Source organism: Mesorhizobium sp. URHB0026 (assembly GCF_054059755.1).
The window spans coordinates 277061-299237 of sequence record NZ_JBSSCN010000001.1; the positions used below are offsets into that span (position 1 = coordinate 277061).

A 22177-nucleotide genomic window follows, 5' to 3' on the forward strand; every position below is an offset into this window, starting at 1 on the left:
ATGGCCGAAGCCGAGAACACGATGGCGATCGCAGCCAGGGCGGCCGCGAAGCGCAAGGTCGCCAACCTTGCCTTCTGGTCGATCGTGGTCGCTTTTGTCGTGCTCGCGCTGAAAGCCGCCGCCTGGTACGTGACCGGTTCCGTCGCGCTTTATTCGGACGCGCTGGAATCGATCGTCAACGTCATCGCCTCGATTGCCGCTTTCTGGGCGATCCAAGTCAGCCACAAGCCGGCCGACCAGGATCACCCCTTCGGCCATCACAAGGCCGAGTATTTCTCCGCCGTGCTGGAAGGCGTGCTGATCGTGCTCGCCGCGCTTTTGATTCTCAACGAAGTCTGGCGCTCCTGGCAGGCCCCGGCGCCGCTCGAACAGCCTTGGAAAGGCCTTGCCGTCAACGGCGTCGCCACCGCCATCAACGCCTTCTGGGCCTGGATGCTGATCCGCACGGGCCGGGCCGAGAAATCGCCGGCGCTGGTCGCCGACGGCAATCACATCATGACCGATGTGGTGACCTCGATCGGCGTCTTCGGCGGCTTGGTCGGAGCAATCCTGACCGGCTGGCAGATCCTCGACCCGGCATTGGCTGTCATCGTCGCGCTCAACATCCTGTGGCAGGGCTGGCATGTGATCGGCTCGTCGATGAACGGCCTGATGGACCGGGCCGTCGACACGGCGGAGCACATGCGCATCCGCGACATCATCTCGGCCAATTGCAAGGGCGCCATGGAGGTGCACGATCTCAAGACCCGCATCGCCGGCCGCGCCACCTTCATCGAGTTCCATCTGGTCGTCGACGCCGACATGTCGGTCGGTGCCAGCCATGTCATCTGCGATCGCATCGAAGACGCGCTGAAGGCCGAACTCCCCTCGGTCCGGGTGACCATCCATGTCGAGCCCGACGACGAAGCTAAGCTGCCCAAGGGCACGACCGCGGTGCCGTTCGCCTGAGGCGGGTCACTGTCGCGACCTTGGAGAGCAACTCCAGGAAAAGCGTGAGCGTTTTTCCGTCCGGAAGTGCGTAAGACAAAGAGCTAACCGGAGTTTCTCGACTTCGTCATCCTTGGGCGAAGCAGGAGCGCAGCTCCGTAGCGGAGACCCAAGGATCGCCATGAAGTGTGGCGGAGCAGAACTTTGCACCGTCGCAGCGCCTCGAAGTCACGGCATGGATCCCATGGTCCGCGCTGCGTCGCTTCGCTCCTTGCTCCGCCATGGCAGGAGACGAAACGCTGCTCACGGCGCGCAGGCGGATTGTGGCATTGGCTCCAGCCGATAGACCTTGTCGTCGGACGTCGTCTTGCCGTCGGCGGCCTTCGAGCACAGGTCGAAGATCGCCAGGCTGCTGTTGGGGTTCGCAAGCGTGATGGCGCCGTTGGCACCACGCTTGAGGAAGATCTCCTTTTGCGCGATGTCGCAGGAATAATTGCTCGTCTTTGAACTCGCGGCACAACGCCACTGGTCGGCCTCGCCCTGGCACGAATAAGTCTGCGTGACCTTGGCCCCCTTCTGCCGCGTCGTGACCGAGACCGCGATGTCGGCGCCGTCGGGCCAGTTCGCGTCGTCGCCTGCCGAGGCGAAGGACGCCAGTTCCACCGGTCCTCGAAACACCCGGATCGACTGCGTCAGTTGGTCGGGATGCGAACTCATATGCGCTGCGTCATAGTCGCGCCCGTAGCAGAAGGCCTGGTCAGGCTTCAGCCGCTCGCGCAGCGGCGGCCCGAGCGCCGGGTCGATCGGATCGATGTGCGCGAATTCCGCCTCGCAGGTCGCCGCCGGCATCGGATCGAGGCGGAAATTGTCGTCTTCCTTGCCAAGCGCCTGCCTGTCGTATTCAGCCGCGCCGAGTTCTTCTTCCGAACCGGCGTCGAGGTAGATATCGGACGACAGGTCCGACAGGATCAACCGGCCCTTGCCGTCGACCTTCAGCGACGCCAGGGTACGGTCGCAGTCCATGCCGCAACGGATCGGGCCCGATTTGCCATCCTCGGACTCGTGATTGCACCAGCCTCCGGCCCATTCCGGCGCCTTGGCGCCACGCACCGTGGTGGTGAGGAATCCATTGTAGGAAGTATCGGAATTCGCGTTCGGTTCCTCATTCGGGCGGCTGACCGGATCATGGCCGTAGTAGAAGAAAATCCGCGTCACCTTCTGCTTCGGATGTGCCTTGAGGTGCGCCGCGTCATAGACCCGGCCGAAACAGGCGTCCGCCCCGTTAGGGCTGAGTTCGGTGAGTTTGAGCATATTGTCGGCAAAAGCAGAACCCATAAGTCCGACAATCAGTGCGGCGCCGAATCCGGCGCTGGCAAACGTCTTCCATTCCCTGGACGCCATGTGCCCCCCTCCGCATCGACAAGACGTAACGTCAATTTATGCTAGTATTGCGGTCGCGGCCACGCAAATCGCGCTGAGCCGGCAAGCCAGGGAGGCACGCCATGCGCCGACGTGACATGTTCCACGCGGCTCTCGCCGGAGCCGGGACGCTTCTCGGCCTGCGGGCGGTGCAGGCGGCAACCGCCGAGCCTGCCAGGCTGAAGGTCGCCTATCACCTCAGCGACCTCGACAAGGCCAATTTCGTGCTCGGCAACATCAAGAACCACTATGAGGGCACCGGCGGCAACGTCGATATCGCGCTGGTCGTGCATGGTCCGGCACTTGCCGGCTTCAAGTCGAAGGGCATATCGGCGGCGATTTCGGGGCGCTTTGCCGGTCTTGTCCAGCAAGGGCTCGAACCGCACGCCTGCGGCAACACCATGCACGGCATGGATATCACGCTCGCCGATTTGCTCGGCGGCTTCCATGCCGCCGACAGGGGCGGCGTCGTCAAGCTCGCCGAACTGCAAAGCCAGGGCCATGTCTATCTCAGGCCTTGAAGCGGCACTGACTTGAATGCAAGGGTGGCAACACCCGCCAAGAATCTCGGAAATTCCCCGGAGGAACAGCAGTGTCAGAGACAGCCCTTGGTCTTGTCATCCCCGATCTCGCCGGCAAGGCGGTGCTGGTCACCGGCGCCTCGACCGGCATCGGCGCGGCGCTCGCGCTCGCTTATGCCGAGCAGAAATGCAAGGTGGCGCTGCACTATAATTCCAGCCGCGACGCCGCCGAGAAACTCGGCCAGACCATTCGCGGCGGCGGCGGCGAGGTCTTCCTCGTCCAAGGCGACTTTTCTCTCCCCGCCGATGTCGAACGCGTCGTCGAGGACAGCGCGCGGCAGTTCGGCCGGCTCGACGGGCTGGTCAACAATGCCGGCGGCATGCTTGGCCGCGTGCCCTATGCCGAGCAGACCGAGGCGCACTACGACGCGGTGATGGACCTCAACGCACGCTCGGTGCTGACCGCCTCGCGCAAGGCGATCCCGTGGCTGAAGAAACAGGGCGGCTTCATCGTCAACACCTCGTCGATCGCCGCGCGCAACGGGGCGGGCGGCGGCGCCGGCCTTTACGGCTCGGCCAAGGCCTTCGTCTCCAACGTGACGCGCGGCATGGCCAAGGAACTGATCGGCTTCGGCATCCGTGTCAACGCCGTGGCGCCGGGCACCATCCTCACACCATTCCACGAACGCTATTCGACCGACGAGCAGATGAAGGGCATGGTCGCCACCATTCCGCAGGGCCGCGCCGGCACGGCGCAAGATTGCGTTGGTGCCTATCTGTTCCTCTCATCGGATCTGTTGAGCGGCTACGTCACCGGCCAGGTGATCGAGGTCAATGGCGGCCAGTTGATGCCTTGACCGGCGACCGGCATACTGGACACACTCCTTTCGCGCCAACCAAGGGGGAGACGAGGACATGTATGGACTGATCGGCAAGATGCGGGCGGCGCGTGGCCAACGCGACGCTGTCATGACCGTGCTGCGTGAGAGCACTGGCGCCCTGCCCGGCTGCCTGAGCTATATCATCGCCACCGACCCGGCCGACGCCGACGCGATCTGGGTGACCGAGGTGTGGACCGATCAGGCAAGCCACAAGGCCTCGCTGCAGCTTCCCGAAGTCCAGGCGGCGATCGCCAAGGCACGCCCCTTCATCGGCGGCTTCGAATTCCAGGTGGAAACGCATCCGGTGGGCGGCTTCGGCTTGGCTGAAGCCAAAACGGGCTAAGGCAGGCGCCCGAGGCGGAAACATGCTTTTCAGGCGCACTTGCGTTCGCGTTTTTCGCGTCTGGGGTTAAGACCAGAACATGGATTCCGAGGCCGAGCAGCCATCTTCCGACCACCCCGCCATCGAGCGCATGAAGCGGCTGAGCAAGCCTTGGCAGTGGCTCTTCCTGCTGGTCATCTCCGCGCTCTTCGCCGGCGCGCTGGAACTCGCCGCTTTGCCGGCGGCGCTGCTGATCGGACCGATGCTAGCGGCCATCGTCGCGGGCACCAACGGCGCCACGGTGCGTGTGCCGCGGCTTCTGTTCGGCGCCGCCCAGGCTGTCGTCGGCTGCCTCGTCGCGGCTTCGATCTCGGCCGATATCTTTCCGGTCTTCTACAAGGAATGGCCGCTGTTCCTCGGCGTGGTGATCGCCACCGTCGCGGCCTCAAGCCTGCTTGGCTGGCTGATCAGCCGCTGGCGCATCCTGCCGGGCACCACCGCCGTTTGGGGCTCTTCGCCGGGGGCCGCCACCGCCATGGTGCTGATGGCCGGCGCCTTCGGCGCCGATCAGCGCCTTGTCGCCTTCATGCAGTATCTGCGCGTCATCCTCGTCTCGATGACGGCAGCCCTCGTCGCCAAGATGTGGGTCGACACCTCGGGCATCGAGGTCCCGCCCGTCGTCTGGTTCCCAGAGATCGATCCGCAACCCTTCGCCGCCACCATCGGCATGGCGCTCGTCGGCGGCCTCGCGGGCAGGCTTTGCCGGCTGCCTTCGCCCTTCTTCCTCGGCAGCTTCATCTTCGGCACAGTCATCCATCTCGGCCTCGGGGTGCCGATGCAATTGCCGCAATGGCTGCTGGCGGCCAGTTACGCGATGGTCGGCTGGGCGATCGGCCTGAACTTCACCAGGCCGATCTTGCGCCACGCGGCACGCGCTTTGCCGCAGATCATCGCTTCGATCGTCGCGCTGATCGCGTTTTGCGGCGGCCTTGCCTTCCTCATCAGCCGGCTCGCCGGCGTCGACCCGCTGACCGCCTACCTGGCGACCAGCCCTGGCGGCATGGACAGCGTCGCCATCATCGCCGCCGCCGCGCGGAACGTAGACATCTCCTTTGTCATGGCACTGCAGTCGGCGCGCTTCCTGATCGTGCTGCTTGTCGGCCCGAGCATTGCCCGGCTGGTAGCCAGAAGCATCAGGGAATGATGAGGGCTGCCACCAGGGCACCGCTATCGCTCGGCTGCAAGGCGTTAGGGAAGAAAGTCGACGAAGACGCGCACCTTTGGCGACAGATGGCGATTGGAGGGCCATAGCATCCGGAACTGGCCGCGGCCGTCGACATGATCGTCAAGCACGGTGCGCAACCGGTCCTCGCGCAGCGCATCCCGCACCAGGAAATCGGGCATGCAGGCGATGCCGAGTCCGGCGATCGTGGCGCCTTTCAAAGCTTCCATGTTGTTGCAGGTCAGCATCGAACGGATCAGCGGTTGGGCGCTCCCGGTAATGAACGGCCAGTCCAGCAGCCTGCCGCTGTTGAGATAGCGGAAGTTTATGCCGAAATGCCTGATGAGATCCGCCGGCACGCTGGGAGTGCCATGGCGCTCGATATAGGAGGGTGCCGCGCACAGCAGCATGCGGAAGGGCGCAATAGGTCTTGACACCAATCGTGAATCGGGCAGCTCGCCGCTGCGGATGGCGACATCGATGCCTTCCTCGATGACGTCGACGATCCGGTCGTTGAAATCGATATCGAGCTCGATCTCGGGATAGCGGGCCATGAACTCCGACAGCACCGGCAGCAAAAGATGGTAGGTGACGATCGGGGTCGAGACGCGCAACCGTCCACGCGGCGTCTCCCTTGTCCGCGACAGCATCGCCTCGGCATCGTCGATGTCGTCGAGGATGCGCCGCACGCGCTCGTTGAACAGCTTGCCCTCCTCCGTCAGTCCGATCCGCCGCGTGGAGCGCTGCAGCAGCCGAACGCCGAGTTCCTGTTCGAGCCGCGCGACGCTTTTGCCGACGGCCGAAGCAGAGATGCCGAGCGCCCGGCCGGCGGCGACGAAGCTGCCGAACTCGGCGGTGCGGGCGAAAGCCAGAAGGCCGCTGAGGCCATCCACCATGCTGCTCCATTCGAGCGTTTCAGTCCGTTATATCAGGATATTTAATAGGATTATTCCTGATCTGTCTCTGACCTATCTTGGTCCGCATGATCGGCGCCGCGGTTTCGCGCATGCCGGCGCGGACCGCTCAGATGGGAAAACCCATGACCTTGAAGACCATAACCGGCCCGGCCGATAGATGGCTCGTGCTCTTGTCGGTATGCCTTGCCGCTATGACGATGCCTCTGACCTTCACCGGCCCGGCCGTCGCGCTCTCCCGGATCGCGGCCGATCTCGGCGGCAGCCCGATCGCGCTCAACTGGGTGACCAACGCCTTTATGCTGACCTTCGCCGCCAGCCTGATGGCAGCCGGAGCGCTCGCCGATAATCATGGCCGCAAGCGAATCTTCCTCGTCGGTCTCGCCCTCTACATTCTCGCCTCGCTCGGCGCGATGCTGGCGTCCGACATCGCCTGGTTCGACATCTTCAGGGCCGCGCAAGGGCTCGGCAGTGCCTTGGCCTTCGCCGGCGGCGCCTCCGCGCTTGCCCAGGAATTCGAGGGACCATCGCGGCTGCGCGCCTTCTCCTTTCTCGGCACCAGTTTCGGCATCGGGCTGGCCTTCGGCCCGATCGCCTCCGGCCTGCTCATCTCCGCCTTCGGCTGGCGGTCGATCTTTGTTCTGGTCATGGCACTTGCGGCTGCCTCGGCAACCCTCGGCCTGCGCACCATCAGGGAATCGCGTGATCCGGATGCGACCGGCCTCGACTGGGCGGGCGCCGCCACGTTCACCTTCGCGCTGGCCTCGCTGACCTATGGCGTGCTCCAGGCGCCCCAGAGCCGCTGGGCCGATCCGCTGGTGGCAACGCTTCTCGTCGTCGCCGTCCTTTGCTTTGTGCTGTTTGTCGTCGCCGAGAGGCGCGCGCGCCGGCCGATGCTCGATCTCACCCTGTTTCGCTTTCCTCGCTTTGTCGGCGTCCAGTTTCTTGCGGCCGCGCCCGCCTATGGCTTCGTCGTCCTGCTCGTACTTTTACCAATCCGCTTCATCGGCATCGAGGGGATGAGCGAGATCAAGGCCGGGCAATTGATGATCTGCCTCTCCGGGCCGTTGCTGTTCCTGCCCTTGCTCGCCGGCCAGCTGGCGCGCTGGATCGCTCCGGCCACGATCTGCGGCGTCGGCTTGCTCGTCGCGGCGGCCGGCCTTGTCTGGCTGAGCCTGACGCCACCGGTTGACGTTGCGCTGGTCGCGCCGCTGACCCTGATCGGCGTCGGCATCGCCTTGCCTTGGGGGTTGATGGACGGGCTCGCCGTCAGCGTCGTGCCGACGGAGCGGGCCGGGATGGCGGTCGGCATCTTCAACACCACCCGTGTCGCTTGCGAAGGTGTGGCGCTGGCCATCGTCATGGCGACGCTGTCAGGCTTCACCGCCGCGCAACTCACCGGTCGAGGCGCTGCGTCTTCCAGCGACGCGGGCGGCGCGGCGCAATTGCTGGTGACCGGCAATGTCGGTGGAGCCGCGCACCATTTGCCGGCGGCCGGCTCCGTCGTGCTGGTCGAGGCCTACGAAACCGCGTTCGACAGGCTGCTGGTCGTGCTGGCGGCAATCACCATCGTCACCGCCCTCGTCGTCTTTCTCGGCCTGCGCCGCGGATCGGCGGCGGAGCACGACACCGAACCGCTGCCGGCCTGCCAGGAAGGGTAGGCGTCAGCCATTCTCAGGCCAGCTGAATATCAATGCACCTTAGTCCAGCCTGTGCATCAGATCGTCATCCAGCCAGCGGCCGAAGAAATAAGCCAGCTGCTTGTGCCACCACGGCCAGTCATGGCTGACGTCGCCGCCCCAATAGTCGACCCAGGCCGGAATGGATTTGTCGCGCAGGATCTGTTCCAGCTGGCGCGTCTCGACCAGCATGCGCTCCTCCCATGCGCCCTGCCCGCAGCAGAAGATCAGCCTGAGCGCCTTCAGCCGTGCCAGCAGTTTCGGGTCGACGATCCCTGGCAGATAATCCAGCGGCGAGTTGTAGAAGATGTCCCCGTCGAGCGCCTTGCCGAAAAAATCGCGGGCCGAATAGACCCCCGACAGCGAGATGACGCCGCTGGCGAGCTCGGGAAAACGGAAGACGAAGTTCGAGGAATGGTAGCCGCCCATCGAACAGCCCGAGAAGAGCGGTTTCAGCCGCCGTCCGCCATTGGCTTGCGCGGCGGTTTCCAGAAATTCCGGCAGCGCCTCCTCGCGCAGATAGCGGAAATAGGCCTCGTGCCGGTCGATGCGATGCACGGCATCGACATCCCTGGCGAAGAAGGATTCTGTATCGATGCCGTCGACGGTGAACAGCTGGATGCGGCCGGTATCGACGAACTCGGCGAGCGCCCCCACTCCGCCGGAATCCTCGAACTGGTAGAAGCGGCCCTGAGAGGTCGGGAACACCACGACCGGCCGGCCGGCATGCCCGTAGCGCTTGTACTCCATGTCGCGGCCGAGATTACGGGCGAAAACCTTGTGATAGGAAATGTCCATGCCTCAAGCCTTTTCGGCGTGGATATAGGCCACCGCTTCGCGCAGATCAGCCTGATCCTTCGAGCGCATCTGGTAGGCGTAATTTCCCATGGCCCGGCTGAAAACCTCTTCTATCGGCTGATGATGGACGATCTTGTCGCGGTGGGCGGCTAGCACGTCCCCATGGCTGTGCAAATAGTCGATGTGGCGCTTGCGGCTGGCATAGGCGGTGAAATACTTGCCCTCATAAGGGCCGCCGGCAGCATCCTTGACCACCATGTCTGCCCATGCCGCGTAGACATCGATGTCGAAGGTGTAGTTGATCGCGTCGGTCATCCAGGCGCCGGGCGGCCGCATGTTGACCTCCAGCGCGATGATGCGGTCGTCCCTGGTCTCGAACAGTTCGATATGGAAAAAGCGTTCGCGCACGTCGAACGCCTTCAGGATCTTGCGGCCCGCCTCCTCGACGACGGGCCTGATCCGGGGAAAGCAGGTGTAGCTCATGTGGCGGTCCTTGTTGACCACGTCCATGACACTCTGGTCGTAGCGATGGCTGGCCGCCAGTACCACTTCGCCGTCGCGGTTGATCAACCCGTCATAGGTCACCACCAGCCCTTCGATGAACTGCTCCATGACGAAGGTCACGTCCTCCGGCTTGTCCCGGAAGAACTGGTCGAGCTCCTTCGCATTGGAGATCTTGAACGTGTTCGACGCGCCGGAGCCCGAATCCGGCTTCACCACCACGGGGTAGCCGACGCGGCGGATGAAGGTCATGGCGCCGGCCCGGTCGGAGCATTTGCGCTGCGCGATCGTCTCGACCCCGCTCTTGCGGAAGAAGGCGCGCATGCGGCTCTTGCGCTTCAGATTCTTCACGAAATCGAGCTTGGTGCCGTAGATGTTGAAGTCGGTGCGGATGTTGGCTTCCAGTTCCAGCCAGTGCTCGTTGAGCGATTCGAACCGATCGATGCGGCCCCATTTTTGGATGAAATGGCCTATCGCCCGGAACACCGGCTCGTAATCCTCCATGTCGGCAACGCGGTAGTATTCCGAAAGCGCCTGCTTCAGCTTGCCGTCGAGCGCATCATAGGGCGCATCGCCAATGCCGAGCACGGTCGCGCCGGCCTTCTTCAGCCGGTCGCAGAAATCGGCGCCATTGGCGGGAAAATGCGGCGAGAAGAACACGAAATTCATGAACGCCCCCTGCCGACGACACCCGCCGGTTCGCAAGTCTGGCCCATTTGCGGCGCGCGGGGAAGAGCATCCGCGCCAGGGATGATGTTCGACAGGGTCGGCACCGCTTGCCTCCCAAGGGCCGCTCCTGTATGAGAGCGGCCATGAACATGCGCGCCACCACCGCTTCCCGTCAGACCGGCTTTGCCGGCGAGACCGTGCGCGCGCTTGCCTCGACCCTGCTTCTTCTCGGCCTTATCGGCGATCGCCGGGTTCGCTGAAGGAGCGCCCGGCGGTCGAACCGCCGCGCAAGCGCATGCTCCTTGGCAGATCATATCAAGCGAACGAAATTCTGGTAAAGGCGCCGCTTGGCTCCACATCCGCCTGAAAGGTGGACCCGCCAGCCGCCGGGAGAAACGACGATGAACGCACGAGAAGACATCCGCGCCAGCGAGGCCGCGACCGGCAAGCAAATTGGCCGGGGCATGCCGGACGCAGCCCGAAAATATCAGCCCTACCCGACCGTCGGCCTCACCGACCGGACCTGGCCCTCGAAGGTGATCGACAAGGCGCCGATCTGGTGCTCGGTGGATTTGCGCGACGGCAACCAGGCGCTGATCGATCCTATGGGCCACGAGCGCAAGGCGCGCATGTTCGGCCTGCTGCTCGACATGGGCTTCAAGGAAATCGAGATCGGCTTCCCGTCCGCCTCGCAGACCGATTTCGACTTCGCGCGCTGGTGCATCGAGCAAGGCAATGTGCCGGCCGATGTGTCGTTGCAGGTGCTGGTGCAGTGCCGGCCCGAACTGATCAGCCGCACCTTCGAGGCGCTGAAGGGCGCCACCAACCCGATCGTGCATTTCTACAACTCGACCAGCGAGTTGCAGCGTCGCGTCGTCTTCGAGAAAGATGTCGGCGGCATCAAGCGCATCGCGACCGACGCGGCCAAGATGATCACCGACATGGCTGCCAGGGCTGGCGGCGGCTATCGCTTCGAATATTCGCCGGAGAGCTTCACCGGCACCGAACTCGAGGTCGCTCTGGAGATCTGCAACGCCGTCACCGAAATCGTCAGGCCGACGCCCGACAACAAGCTGATCATCAACCTGCCGTCGACGGTCGAGATGTCGACGCCCAACATCTATGCCGACCGCATCGAGTGGATGTGCCGCAATCTCGACAACCGCGAAAACCTGATCATCTCGCTGCATCCGCACAATGATCGTGGCACCGGCATCGCCACCACCGAACTCGGCCTGATGGCTGGTGCCGACCGGGTCGAGGGCACTCTGTTCGGCAATGGCGAGCGCACCGGCAATGTCGACATCGTCACCTTGGCGCTCAACATGTACACGCAAGGCGTCGATCCGGGCATCGACTGCTCCGACATCAACCGGATGAAGGATGTCTACGAGTATTCGAACCAGCTGAAGATTCCCGAGCGTCACCCCTACGTCGGCGAACTCGTCTACACTGCTTTTTCCGGCTCGCACCAGGACGCCATCAACAAGGGCATGAAGGCCTTGAAGAAGGCCAACACGCCGCACTGGGAAGTGCCATACCTGCCAATCGATCCGGCCGATGTCGGCCGCAGCTATGAGGCCATCATCCGCATCAACTCGCAGTCGGGCAAGGGCGGTATTGCCTATGTGTTGCAGGCCGATTACGGCCTCAATTTGCCGCGCAACCTGCAGATCGAATTCAGCCAGGCTATCCAGGCGATCACCGACGCCGAAGGCAAGGAAGTGCCGGCAAAGCGTATTCATGACCGCTTCCTCGAAACCTATGTCGACCAGCCTGGCGCCCGCCTGAAATTCCTCGATCATCACACTTATCCGGCCACCGAGGTGAAGGGCCGGCGCGTGGTCGAGGCGGTCATCCTCGACCACGGCAAGGAAGTGACGATATCAGGCACCGGCACCGGCCCGATCGACGGCTTCGTCGATGCGCTGTCACGCCATGTCGGCGTCGAGATGTCGGTGCTCGATTATTCCGAGCATTCGATGCAGCGGGGCTCGAATGCGTCGGCCATCTCCTATGTCGAGATGGAATATCCCGGCGGCAAGCTGTTCGGCGCCGGCATCAACACCAACATCGTCGCCGCCTCTCTGGAAGCGGTAACGTCAGCGGCCAATCGTATCGTCGGCCGCAACGCGCGATAGTTCGCCGTCGGCGCGAGAGCCGGGATTGCTCTCGCGCCGCCATTCTTCGGCCTGAACAAGGTCTTGGCATCCATGGGATTCGATAAGGACTGCTCCGGCTTCCTGGCCATCCTGTCGCGCGCTGCTCATTAACCACCGGCAAAATATCCGGTGGGGTAGGCGATCGCATAATGGGTGTATACTTGTATGGCGGTGCGGGCATTATATGATCAGCGCCTTAACCTGTGCCGACTTCGAGAGGATCGACACTTGCAGCATGCCACGCCTGCCGCCCCCGCAGTGCGCGAAACATTGGAGCGACTGCTTGCCAGCGAAACGTTCGGAAGATCCGAGCGGGCACGCAAGCTGTTGCGCTATCTTGTCGAGCGCGAACAGGCGGGCGAAGCCGACAGGCTCAAGGGCTTTTCCATCGCCATGGATGTCTTCGGCAAGGACGGCGATTTCGATCCTTCGACTGATGCGGTGGTGCGGGTTCAGGCCGGCCGGCTGCGTGACTTGCTGCAGCAATATTTCGCCAATGAAGGTGTTGCGGAGCCTGTCCGCATAGCCATTCCGCGCGGCGGCTACGTCCCGGCCTACGAGCTCAACGCGATCCGCTTGCCGGAGACGGCCGAACTCGCCACCCAGACGGGAGCGGCGGCGGCTCCATCGGCGCAACGCGGCACTGCCGAGAGCACCACTCCGGCCCCTGCCTTATTGGCGCCGATTGTCGCGCCCGCGCCGTCGGTGGCACGTCACCTCCGATTCTTCTGGATGGCGATCGCTGTCGTCATCGCCATGCTTGGTGTTTTGATCCTGCGTCAGGGCGGCGGTGCGCTGCTGGCAGGCGGCGACTTTGCGGCCACGCTCGAGACCGCGGGCCTGGCCAGCGGCGTCGCGCCGTCTCCCGCCAGCGAGGCCTTGCCAATCGTCTACATCGCCGACAAGGCCAGTGGCACGGATGCCAGCCGTGTCGCCGCATCGCTGCGCGCCGGCCTGAGCGGTTTCGATACGATCGATTTCATCGGTCGCGACGCGGTCGCCACAACCGATCCGGCCACCAATGCCACGAGCTTCATCTTCGATATTCTGCCTGGGCCGGATACGGGCGAAATCACGATTGAACTGCAGAGCGTGGCGACCGGACGGGTGCTTTTGTCGCGCAACCTGACCGCCGCCGACAGCGCACCGGCCGCCGTCGAGAACCGTATAGCCGGCATCTTGACGTCCACTCTTCCCGCTTCCGGCACAATCTACAGCTATCTCGAACAGAGCGGCATTCAGACCGTCCTCACGCAATGCCTGACGCTCAACGACAAATATTATCTCGACCAGAACGCCAGGACCCACGAAGCCGCCTATCGCTGCCTCGAAACCCTCGCCGAACGCGGCGCCAAGTCACCACTGGTCTATTCGGAACTCGCCTCGCTGCACCTGGAGGCCGTGAACGACCACTACGCCTATCCGCCGGATGCCACGATCGAGAAGGCGATGACATTTGCCCATCGCGCCGTACAAATGGGACCGACCAGTCCTTATGCGCATCGCTCCTACGGCTACATCAATTCGCGTCTTGGCAACGCTGACGAGGCCCTGCGCTGGATGCGCAAGGCCTATGACCTCAATCCCTACGATCTCGCCATGGCCGCCGCTTACGGCTATGGGCTGATTTTCGCCGGCCGGTATGCCGAGGGGACGCCGATCCTGGCCCAGGCGGTGGACGCCTCCAGCGGTCATCCGACATGGTGGGATTTCGGACTTTTCGCCGGCGAACTCATGCTTGGCGACACGAACAAGGCCGCCATCGCCAGTTCCTCTTTGAGAACAACCGCAACCAAGTCGCACTATCTTGCCGCCCGGCTGATCGGCGCCAAGATCGCCGGCCGGGACAATCTGGCGCGCAAGCTGCTCGACGAGCTGACCGCCAAATTTCCGAAATTCGCCGCCGATCCGCGCGCGACCTTCGTCGAACGAAAATATCCGCCCGATCTGACCGAGCGGCTGGTTGGGGCCCTGCGCGCGGCGGGCCTCGGCAACGCGAGCTGACGTCCCACCAACGGGTTGTTTGGACCAACCGAATTGTTGGCCGCCGAAAGCAGGTGGCAAACCCCGATTCGACTGATTTGCCGCCTTTGTCAGACGACTTCGCGAGGTCGAGAGCTCGCAACCGCCAGCCGTCGCGAAAATTTTACTGGCCATCGTGCTGGACAAGGAGCAATCCAGCCGCATTCCCATCTTGCCGTCCCGTCATAAGCTTTCACATTTCATGATCGCATCGCTTCACGCCACCGAACAGGGTACTGGCTCGAAGGCCATCGCCTTGCTGCATGGTTTTGGCGGCTGCCATGGTGTCTGGCACGAAGTGATCCCGTCGCTGTCGCCTGCGGTGCGCACACTCGCTTATGATTTGCCGGGGCACGGGCTGTCGCTCGATCTGCCCGGCGCCGGCCCGGCCAAGGGGGCGGCAAGGGCCGTCCTGGCCGATCTCACCGCGCGATCGGTGAAGCGCGTTCATCTGGTGGGCCACTCGATGGGCGGCGCGGTGGCGACGCTGATGGCACTGGCGGAACCCGAGAGGGTGGCCTCGCTAACACTTCTGGCGCCGGGCGGCTTCGGCCCCGAGATCAACGGCCCGGTTGCGCCGCTTTGCCGCCGCAAGGGATTCCTCCGACATCCGGGCGTGCCTAAGCGCGATGTCGGGACCGCTGACGCGCCCTGTCGATGACACCGTGGACGCCCTCCGCGACATGCGCGGGCGACCCGGCCAGGTGGAGAAACTGATCGAGATTGCTGCCGCCATGACCAGCGACGACCGGCAGGGCGTCATCCCGCGCGACCGGTTGGACACACTGACCATGCCGGTGACGGTGGTATGGGGGAGCGATGACCCGATGCTACCCGTTACCCAAATGGATAGTCTGCCCGCGCGATTTCACGTGCACCACGTGCTGGAGGCTGGCCATATGCTGATCGAGGAGGCGCCCGATCTGGTCGCCATGATCATACAGCGGAACATGAACCGCCGCGCCAGGCCCTTGCGCCCGAAACTCGCCGCCACCGGGTGAGACGTCCCGCGCGGCACCGAGCGGGCGCCCTGCCATTTTGATCTCGCCAGTGCATTTTGGCTTCGGCTGTGTTAACTGCCTGTTAACCAAACCCGTGAGGCCACGCCGATGAAGGACGCAGGCGAGAAGATCGATCCGTCAAAGAAACTGTCCGATGCCATCCGTGATGTGAAGAATGCCTTCGCTGACCGCGACGATGTCGTTGTCGACATGCGCGAGGCGCACCGCATGCGCCTGGACCTGCTGGCCGCGGACCTCGCGCCCATCTTTGCCGACGTTCCAGCCGACATGGACAATTTCGACTTTGTCGTCTCCTCGGGGCTGCAGCCGCGCCTGTGGATCGATGCCGTCAGCCATGTCGCGATGGGACGCGACCGTCGCACCTACCGTTTCCTCAAGGATACACGCATTGGCCGGGTCGTGCTTGCCGAGTCGACCGAGATGAAGCCGGTCGCCGATTCCGTGACGCGTTATGTGGCCGAGCGCATCGTCGAGCGCCAGAGGATGATGGAAGGTGGCGTCGAGCCGGCGGTCGCCGGTTTGAAACGCGCCGAGGTCGCGGAAGCCGAGCCACCGCTGCGAGCATCGACGCAAGGCAAGGGCTGGTGGGCCTTCCTGTCCGGGCTTGGGCTGGTCGCCGCCGGCGCGCTGGTTGGTCTGGCGTTGTCGGCCGCGCTGCTGTGGGACCGCATCTCGGCCATGGTTCTCAACTGGCGACCATAGCCTCGCCGGGCTCGACCCCGAGTTCCAGGCTCTGCAGATCGGAAGGCGGTATCGACGGTCCGGTCAGACCGCGTCGCGTCAGGTGGATACGCCAGTTACCCTTTTCGCCGTCGATGTCGAACAGATTGTACTGTGCTGCCGGGTGATTGCCGCCCGGCGCCTGGCCGGCGGCGGCGACCCCGACGACCGGGATCTTTGCACCGCGAAGCCCAATCTGGAACAACGACGGCAGATGCGAATGGCCGTGCAACACAAGCTCCGCGCCATGGCGACGGACGATTTTGTGGAAGCGGGCGATGCCGAACAGCCGCTTGTGCTGGGAGACGGCGCCCCGTAATGGCGGATGATGGATCATGATCGCGCGGAAAAGCCCTTGCTTCGCCGTGCTCTCGAGGATCTTGCCGAGCCGAGCCGCCTGTCCCTCCATGAAGAAACCATTGGCCATGAAGGGCGCCGTGGCGCGCGCCGTCGAGACCCCGATCAGCGCGATGTTGCCGCGCACGCGCAGATATGGGAAGGCATTGCGGTCGACCGGCGTGTTGACACCGTCGCCGCTCATCCACGCCGCCCACGACCGGCAGACCTTGTCGAAGGCGCCGGGCACATAGGCATCATGGTTTCCCGGCACGACCGAAACGTCATGCGGTGGCCCCAGCGTCTCGAGCCAGTGTTTGGCCATCTCGATCTCACCGTCGAGGGCGAGGTTGACGAGGTCGCCGGTGATGGCGAGATGGTCGGGGTTTTGCGCCTTGATATCGGCGACGATGGCGTCGATGACGGCATCGTGCATGTGGCGGCGGCGGTTGCGCTGCCAGTTGACGTAGCCGAGCACGCGCTTGGAGGCGAGATCGCGATAGGATACATCGGGCAGCGGCCCCAGATGGACATCGGAAATATGCGCGAGCCTGAACATCCCTCCTTCATAGGCGACGTGCGCGCCCCTTTCCACCCACGGTTTCGCTACTGATGGCGAGCGACGAGGAGGCTCCTTTCCGCCAGACCGGCTGGGCGGGTTTGAGGGCCTGGCTGTTCCATCTCTATTTCGTGCTGCGGCGGCCGATGACGCTCGGTGTGCGCGGCCTGATCCACGATGCCGGCACCAATTCCGTCTTCCTCATCCGCCATACCTATGTGCCCGGTTGGCAGCTTCCCGGCGGCGGCGTCGAGGTTGGCGAGACGATGGCCGAGGCGCTGGCGCGCGAACTTTACGAGGAAGGCAACATCCAGATCACGGACGCGCCGGTTCTCAAATCGATGCATTTCAACCGCCGTGCCAGCCGGCGCGACCATGTCGGCTTCTATCTCGTCGAACAGTTCAGCCAGACCGCACCGAAACTGCCCGACCATGAAATCGCCGAGGCCGGCTTTTTCCCGCTCGATCGCCTGCCGGAGGGCACGACGCCGGCAACGCTGCGGCGGATCGCCGAAATTTTCGCAAACGTGCCGGCATCGCCCTATTGGTAGTCAGGCGGCAGCCCTTCCAAAACGCGCCCGATCATGCGGCGCGCCATAGTCGAGCGCCGGCCCGACCGGCACGATCCGGGTCGGGTTGATGGTCTCGTGGCTGCCGTAATAATGCGCCTTGATGTGGCGCAGGTTCACGGTCCCGGCGACGCCAGGCACGCTATAGAGGTCGCGCAGATAGTTCGAGAGGTTCGGATGATCGGCGATGCGGCGCAGGTTGCACTTGAAGTGACCGACATAGACCGGATCGAAGCGCACCAGGGTGGTGAACAGCCGCCAGTCGGCCTCGGTGATGCGATCACCCACCAGGTAGCGTTGCCTGGAAAGGCGATGTTCCAGAGTATCGAGCGCCGAAAACAGCGCGCCGAACGCCTCCTCATAGGCCGCTTGCGTGGTGGCAAAACCGGCACGATAGACGCCATTGTTGACGGCGGGATAGACCAGCGCGTTGATCGCGTCGATCTCGCCGCGCAGGGCCTCGGGGTAGAAGTCGAAGCTGGCGTTGCCCCATTCGTCGAAGGCCGAATTGAGCATCCGGATGATCTCGGAGGATTCGTTGGAGACGATCGTCTGTTCCTTCTTGTCCCACAGCACCGGCACCGTCACCCGGCCTGAATAGGCAGGATCGGCCTCGGTGTAAATCTGGTGCAGAAAGTCGAGACCATAGAGCGTGTCGCCGGTGGCGCCGTCCTCGGCGAGAAACGTCCAACCGTTCGCACCCATGAAATGGTGAACCACCGAGACGGAAATGATGCCTTCCAGCCTCTTCAGTGCGCGAAAAATTAGCGTCCGGTGCGCCCAGGGACAGGCGAGTGAGACGTAAAGGTGATAGCGGCCGGGCTCCGCCTTGAAGCCGCGGCTGCGGCCTTCGGCGGGTTTGCCGTCGTGCGTGATCCAGTCGCGCCATTGCGACTGCGCCCGCACGAACTTGCCGCCACTGTTCTTCGTGTCGTACCAGCGGTCCTGCCATTTGCCATCGACGAGCAATCCCATGAATTGTCCTTTCGCGTTTCCCGTCATGTAGGGCGCGCTACGGTAAGGCGGAAATCATCCAGGGCTGAACAGATCGTCAATCGGTAGTGCCGGCGAACGGGTCGATTGCGGCGGCGCAAAATTGATGCTAGCGGACACTCCGCATGTTCGACTTTGCCTTGATCCGGTTTGACCGACGACGAAAGGGCGCCCGCGCTTGATGAAGCGCTGACTGGCGAATGCTGCCGTTTGCAGCAATCTTTCCTCCTCTACCGGAACGCAAAGACCATGAGCCTTGCCGACGTGAAATACCTGCCGGAAACCCCGGCGCATGACCCTCAAATCGAAGCCATTAACGACGAGGCCTTCGGCCCCGGCCGTTTCGTGCTGGCCGCCTACAAGATCCGCGAGGCCGGCGGCCACGAGCGCGCCCTGTCCTTTGTCGCGGTCGACGGCGACCTCGTCGTCGCCTCTGTGCGCATGACGCGCATAGCGGCCGGGGCCGGCCGGGCGCTGATGCTTGGGCCACTCGCGGTACGGCCCGCCTTCAAGAACCTCGGCATCGGCCGCCGGCTGGTAGCGATCGCGCTGGAGGCGGCCGGCAAGGCTGGCGCGCCGGCCGTCATCCTGGTTGGCGACGAACCTTACTACGGGCCGCTCGGCTTCAAGCGCATCCCCCGTGGTCAGATTTCGATGCCAAGGCCTGTCGACCTCGACCGCCTTTTGTCGCACGAGATCACGCCGGGCGCGGTTGCCAGGCTTTCCGGCGAGGTTGGTCACGCCAGCCAGGCCAGGGCCGCCGAGCACATCTAGGCGATGGCTTGACCTGGCCCGTCGATCCGGGCCTGATCCGTCCTATTTGATAGCAAGCCCATTCTCGCGGGAAGGATGACGCCATGAACCCCAGCGGCCAGATAGCAATCGTGACCGGCGGCGGCTCCGGCCTTGGCGAGGCAACTGCTCGTGCGCTCGCCGCCAAGGGAGCCCGCGTCGCCATCTTCGACATTGGCATCGAGCGCGCGGCTAAGGTCGCGGCCGAGAGCGGCGGCATCGCCGTCCAGTGCGACGTCGCGAGTGCCGACAGTGGCGTCGCCGCCCTGGCCGAGGTTGCCGCCAAGCTGGGCGAGCCGCGCATCCTGGTCAATTGCGCCGGCATCGCCATCGGCGTGAAGACCATCGGCAAGGATGGACCGCATCCGCTCGACCAGTACCGCAGGGTGATCGAGGTCAATCTGATCGGCACGTTCAACATGATCCGCCTAGTCGCCGACCGCGCCGCGAAACTCGAGCCGCTGCGGGGCGGCGAGCGCGGCGTCATCGTCAACACCGCTTCGGTCGCCGCCTATGACGGCCAGATCGGCCAGGCGGCCTATTCGGCTTCGAAGGGCGGCGTCGTCGGCATGACGCTGCCGGTGGCGCGCGATCTCGCCCGTTCCGGCATTCGGGTCTGCACCATCGCGCCCGGCATCTTCAAGACGCCGATGATGGCCGGCATGCCGCAGGACGTGCAGGATTCGCTGGGCGCCGCCGTGCCTTTCCCGTCACGGCTCGGCGAACCATCCGAATATGCCGCGCTTGCTTTGCACATCATCGAGAACCAGATGCTGAACGGCGAGACCATCCGCCTCGACGGCGCCATCCGCATGGCGCCGAGGTAAGGCGTGTCGCCCCAAGCTGCGAAGCGGTTTGCGCGGGTGCCTCCCCTTGCCAAGTCCGGCATCATCGGCTGACAAGCGGAATAGGAAATCAACTTGGCAGGGCGAGAACTTGGACGATGGAAAGAAGGATGTCATCCGCGAGACCGACGCCGAGGCGGTCCGCTTGGCGAAAACGCTTCTGCGCAGTGCCCGTTTCGGCGCCCTGGCGGTGCTGGAACCGGGGACCGGGGCGCCGCTGGTGAGCCGGGTCGGCGCCGCCACCGACATTGACGGCGCACCGCTCATCCTGGTGTCGATGCTCGCGGCGCACACGCCAGCCCTGCTTGCCGATCGGCGCTGTTCCCTTCTGCTCGGGGAGCCCGGCAAAGGCGATCCGCTGGCGCATCCGCGGCTGACGCTGGTCTGCCAGGCATCGCGGCTGGAGCGCGGCTCGCAGGCGCATGCCCGCGCCGAGCGCCGCTATCTCAACCGCAATCCCGAGGCGAGCCTCTATGCCGGGCTCGGCGACTTTTCGATCTTCCGCCTCGACCCGCAGCGCGCCAGCCTCAACGGCGGCTTCGGCAGGGCTTATCTGCTCGACCGGTCCGATCTGGTCACCGCCGGGCCGATTGTCGAAGAGCTCGCGGCGAGCGAACAGTCGGCTGTCGAGCACATGAATGCGGACCATCTCGACGCGATCGCCAACTACGCCCATCACTTTGCCAAGGCGCCAGGTGATGGCTGGACCATCGCCGGGTTGGATGCCGATGGCATGGACCTGGTGTCTGGGAACGATGTTTGCCGAGTGTTCTTCCCGCAACCACTGGTGGACGCGAATGAATTGCGTCCCGCTCTGGTTGAAATGGCGATGGCCGCCAGGGCGGCATCCTAGGCGCAAAGGGAGATTTAAATTGCATTTGATCAAAAGCAACGCTTGAGATTTGAAAGAAATGTTCTAGGCTTTAGGTGTGGTGCTGACTCGTTAGCATCTTCACAGTGAATTTATGGATTCAGGCACCATCGCCCCCATGGCGCCTCGATGAGCAAAAAGCATGGGGCATCAATGGTCTCGACAAAGCTAATCGCCAAAGCCGAATCAGCTGCCCGAATTTCTGATGCTGATGGGCAACGAAAAACGGTTGTTGATCATGAGCTATCTGATCGACGGCGAAATGTCGGTCGGCGCCATCGCCGAAAAGGTGATGCTCAGCCAATCCGCCCTCTCGCAGCACTTGGCCAAGTTGCGGGCGCTCGACCTCGTGGATACCCGCCGCGATCGCCAGATGATCTACTATTCCTGCAAATCCGATGCTGTACGCGAACTGCTTGCCATGCTGGAAGGCATTTTCGGTGGCGGTAAGGAGGATCTGTCCCAAATGGCGCAGAGGTTGCGCCGCGCCGGGACCTGACCGGGGGCTGCCGCGGCCATTTACCTCGCTGACGATTTCCGGAGCGTGGTTGGTGTGTCTTTCCCGGCGCACCAACCACGCTTTCGATTGTTGAGCGGGACATGGACCCAATTCGCATCGACGATCCACGCGATCCGCGTGTCGCAGCCTATCTCGATATCCGCGAGCGCGATCTGGCGGGCCGGCAAGGCCGCTTCGTCGCCGAAGGCAAAGTGGTGCTCGACCTGCTTTTGTCGTCGAGCCGCTTCAGCGCGGAATCCGTCCTGATCTTGGAAAACAGGCTTGGCGGCCTGGAAGTGGTTCTGCGCAAGGCACAAGCGGACCTACCGGTCTACGTCGTCGCCAGTGGGGTGATGGACGCGATTGCCGGATTCCACATGCATCGCGGCGTCCTGGCCATCGGCCGCAAGGAGACGCCGCATCCGGCCGGGTCATTGCTGGATGCCTTGCCCGCTCAAGCCCTGATCGTCGTGCCTGTCGGCATCGCCAACCACGACAATATGGGTTCGATCTTCCGCAACGCCGCCGCTTTCGGGGCCGATGCGGTGCTGATGGACGGGACATGCTGCGATCCGCTGTACCGCAAGGCGATCCGAGTTTCGGTCGGCGCCGCGCTCAAGATCCCTTTTGCGTCCTTCACGGACACCGCGGGCTTCACCGCGGAGCTCGACCGCCGGGGTTATCACCAGTTCGCATTGTCACCGCGCGGCCGGATCGACATACGCGATGCACGGCGCGGCGAGCGGCTGGCACTCTATCTCGGCGCCGAAGGCGAAGGCCTGCCCGAAAGCCTGCTTGCCCGCTTGCAAACGGTGCGGATCACCATGTCGAAAGGCTTCGACAGCTTGAACGTCGCTGCTGCCTCAGCCATTGCCCTGCATCATTTCTCGCGCTGACGATCATGTGAGCCAGGCCATGGCGAACGCGTCAGCCT

Annotated in this window: 20 protein-coding genes and 2 pseudogenes; 16 read left to right on the forward strand and 6 right to left on the reverse strand. The window is 63.8% G+C overall.

Features of this window, described 5'->3' with window-relative positions; genetic code table 11:
* Complete coding sequence (locus ACVWWD_RS01415; RefSeq protein ID WP_023781390.1) at nucleotides 1–948, forward strand: cation diffusion facilitator family transporter; 948 nt, start codon at nucleotides 1–3, stop codon at nucleotides 946–948.
* A 282-nt stretch (nucleotides 949–1230) separates the two neighbouring features.
* Here ACVWWD_RS01415 and ACVWWD_RS01420 read toward each other — a convergent pair whose 3' ends face one another.
* Nucleotides 1231–2328 (reverse strand): hypothetical protein, encoded by a 1098-nt coding sequence (locus ACVWWD_RS01420; protein WP_352552928.1) that lies wholly within the window; start codon nucleotides 2326–2328, stop codon nucleotides 1231–1233.
* A 101-nt stretch (nucleotides 2329–2429) separates the two neighbouring features.
* Here ACVWWD_RS01420 and ACVWWD_RS01425 point away from each other — a divergent pair, with 101 nt between their 5' ends.
* From ACVWWD_RS01425 to ACVWWD_RS01440, 4 genes are all read left to right on the forward strand, one after another.
* Nucleotides 2430–2867, forward strand: coding sequence for a DsrE family protein (locus tag ACVWWD_RS01425; RefSeq protein ID WP_352552926.1), 438 nt, complete (start codon nucleotides 2430–2432; stop codon nucleotides 2865–2867).
* Nucleotides 2868–2938: 71 nt separating this feature from the next.
* Nucleotides 2939–3724 carry an SDR family NAD(P)-dependent oxidoreductase gene (locus ACVWWD_RS01430; RefSeq protein WP_023781387.1) on the forward strand — a complete coding sequence of 262 codons (786 nt, stop codon included), beginning with the start codon at nucleotides 2939–2941 and terminating at the stop codon, nucleotides 3722–3724.
* A 58-nt stretch (nucleotides 3725–3782) separates the two neighbouring features.
* A complete protein-coding gene (locus ACVWWD_RS01435) occupies nucleotides 3783–4091 on the forward strand; it encodes a putative quinol monooxygenase (RefSeq protein WP_023770344.1) in 309 nt (102 codons plus the stop codon).
* Between the two features lie 79 nt (nucleotides 4092–4170).
* Nucleotides 4171–5274, forward strand: coding sequence for an AbrB family transcriptional regulator (locus ACVWWD_RS01440; protein ID WP_352552924.1), 1104 nt, complete (start codon nucleotides 4171–4173; stop codon nucleotides 5272–5274).
* Nucleotides 5275–5318: 44 nt separating this feature from the next.
* Here ACVWWD_RS01440 and ACVWWD_RS01445 read toward each other — a convergent pair whose 3' ends face one another.
* Complete coding sequence (locus ACVWWD_RS01445) at nucleotides 5319–6185, reverse strand: LysR family transcriptional regulator (protein WP_457103608.1); 867 nt, start codon at nucleotides 6183–6185, stop codon at nucleotides 5319–5321.
* A 146-nt stretch (nucleotides 6186–6331) separates the two neighbouring features.
* Between ACVWWD_RS01445 and ACVWWD_RS01450 the strand changes: the two genes are divergently transcribed.
* Entirely contained in the window at nucleotides 6332–7867 is a 1536-nt protein-coding gene (locus ACVWWD_RS01450) for an MFS transporter (RefSeq protein WP_352552922.1), read from the forward strand.
* Nucleotides 7868–7906: 39 nt separating this feature from the next.
* Here the strand turns inward: ACVWWD_RS01450 and ACVWWD_RS01455 are convergent, their stop codons facing one another.
* Nucleotides 7907–8683, reverse strand: a complete 777-nt coding sequence (locus ACVWWD_RS01455; RefSeq protein ID WP_023770348.1) for an esterase family protein — start codon at nucleotides 8681–8683, stop codon at nucleotides 7907–7909.
* A gap of 3 nt (nucleotides 8684–8686) precedes the next feature.
* A complete protein-coding gene (locus ACVWWD_RS01460) occupies nucleotides 8687–9853 on the reverse strand; it encodes an ATP-grasp domain-containing protein (protein WP_023770349.1) in 1167 nt (388 codons plus the stop codon).
* A gap of 401 nt (nucleotides 9854–10254) precedes the next feature.
* Between ACVWWD_RS01460 and leuA the strand changes: the two genes are divergently transcribed.
* From leuA to ACVWWD_RS01480, 4 genes and pseudogenes are all read left to right on the forward strand, one after another.
* Nucleotides 10255–11994: a 2-isopropylmalate synthase gene (leuA, locus tag ACVWWD_RS01465; protein ID WP_352552920.1), complete on the forward strand. Its 1740-nt coding sequence runs from the start codon at nucleotides 10255–10257 to the stop codon at nucleotides 11992–11994.
* Nucleotides 11995–12243: 249 nt separating this feature from the next.
* On the forward strand, nucleotides 12244–14019 hold the full coding sequence (locus ACVWWD_RS01470; RefSeq protein ID WP_352552005.1) for a tetratricopeptide repeat protein: 1776 nt from the start codon (nucleotides 12244–12246) through the stop codon (nucleotides 14017–14019).
* Between the two features lie 220 nt (nucleotides 14020–14239).
* Nucleotides 14240–15038: pseudogene (locus ACVWWD_RS01475) on the forward strand (alpha/beta fold hydrolase).
* 108 nt (nucleotides 15039–15146) lie between these two features.
* Nucleotides 15147–15761, forward strand: coding sequence for a hypothetical protein (locus tag ACVWWD_RS01480; protein WP_023770354.1), 615 nt, complete (start codon nucleotides 15147–15149; stop codon nucleotides 15759–15761).
* Here the strand turns inward: ACVWWD_RS01480 and ACVWWD_RS01485 are convergent.
* On the reverse strand, nucleotides 15745–16674 hold the full coding sequence (locus ACVWWD_RS01485; protein WP_352552001.1) for a metallophosphoesterase family protein: 930 nt from the start codon (nucleotides 16672–16674) through the stop codon (nucleotides 15745–15747). The genes ACVWWD_RS01480 and ACVWWD_RS01485 overlap by 17 nt on opposite strands.
* Before the next feature lie 53 nt (nucleotides 16675–16727).
* Between ACVWWD_RS01485 and ACVWWD_RS01490 the strand changes: the two genes are divergently transcribed.
* Complete coding sequence (locus tag ACVWWD_RS01490) at nucleotides 16728–17225, forward strand: NUDIX domain-containing protein (protein WP_023770356.1); 498 nt, start codon at nucleotides 16728–16730, stop codon at nucleotides 17223–17225.
* Here the strand turns inward: ACVWWD_RS01490 and ACVWWD_RS01495 are convergent, their stop codons facing one another.
* Nucleotides 17226–18218: a glutathione S-transferase family protein gene (locus ACVWWD_RS01495; RefSeq protein WP_352551999.1), complete on the reverse strand. Its 993-nt coding sequence runs from the start codon at nucleotides 18216–18218 to the stop codon at nucleotides 17226–17228.
* Between the two features lie 267 nt (nucleotides 18219–18485).
* Here ACVWWD_RS01495 and ACVWWD_RS01500 point away from each other — a divergent pair, with 267 nt between their 5' ends.
* The 5 genes and pseudogenes from ACVWWD_RS01500 to ACVWWD_RS01520 all read left to right on the forward strand — a co-directional run bounded on the left by ACVWWD_RS01500 (nucleotide 18486) and on the right by ACVWWD_RS01520 (nucleotide 22139).
* A complete protein-coding gene (locus ACVWWD_RS01500) occupies nucleotides 18486–19010 on the forward strand; it encodes a GNAT family N-acetyltransferase (RefSeq protein ID WP_352551997.1) in 525 nt (174 codons plus the stop codon).
* 83 nt (nucleotides 19011–19093) lie between these two features.
* A complete protein-coding gene (locus ACVWWD_RS01505) occupies nucleotides 19094–19855 on the forward strand; it encodes a 3-hydroxyacyl-CoA dehydrogenase (protein WP_023770358.1) in 762 nt (253 codons plus the stop codon).
* Between the two features lie 109 nt (nucleotides 19856–19964).
* A complete protein-coding gene (locus tag ACVWWD_RS01510; RefSeq protein ID WP_352551995.1) occupies nucleotides 19965–20726 on the forward strand; it encodes a HugZ family pyridoxamine 5'-phosphate oxidase in 762 nt (253 codons plus the stop codon).
* 171 nt (nucleotides 20727–20897) lie between these two features.
* Nucleotides 20898–21243, forward strand: a pseudogene (locus ACVWWD_RS01515) (ArsR/SmtB family transcription factor).
* Nucleotides 21244–21344: 101 nt separating this feature from the next.
* Nucleotides 21345–22139, forward strand: coding sequence for a TrmH family RNA methyltransferase (locus ACVWWD_RS01520; RefSeq protein WP_352551993.1), 795 nt, complete (start codon nucleotides 21345–21347; stop codon nucleotides 22137–22139).
* Nucleotides 22140–22177 lie beyond the last annotated feature (38 nt).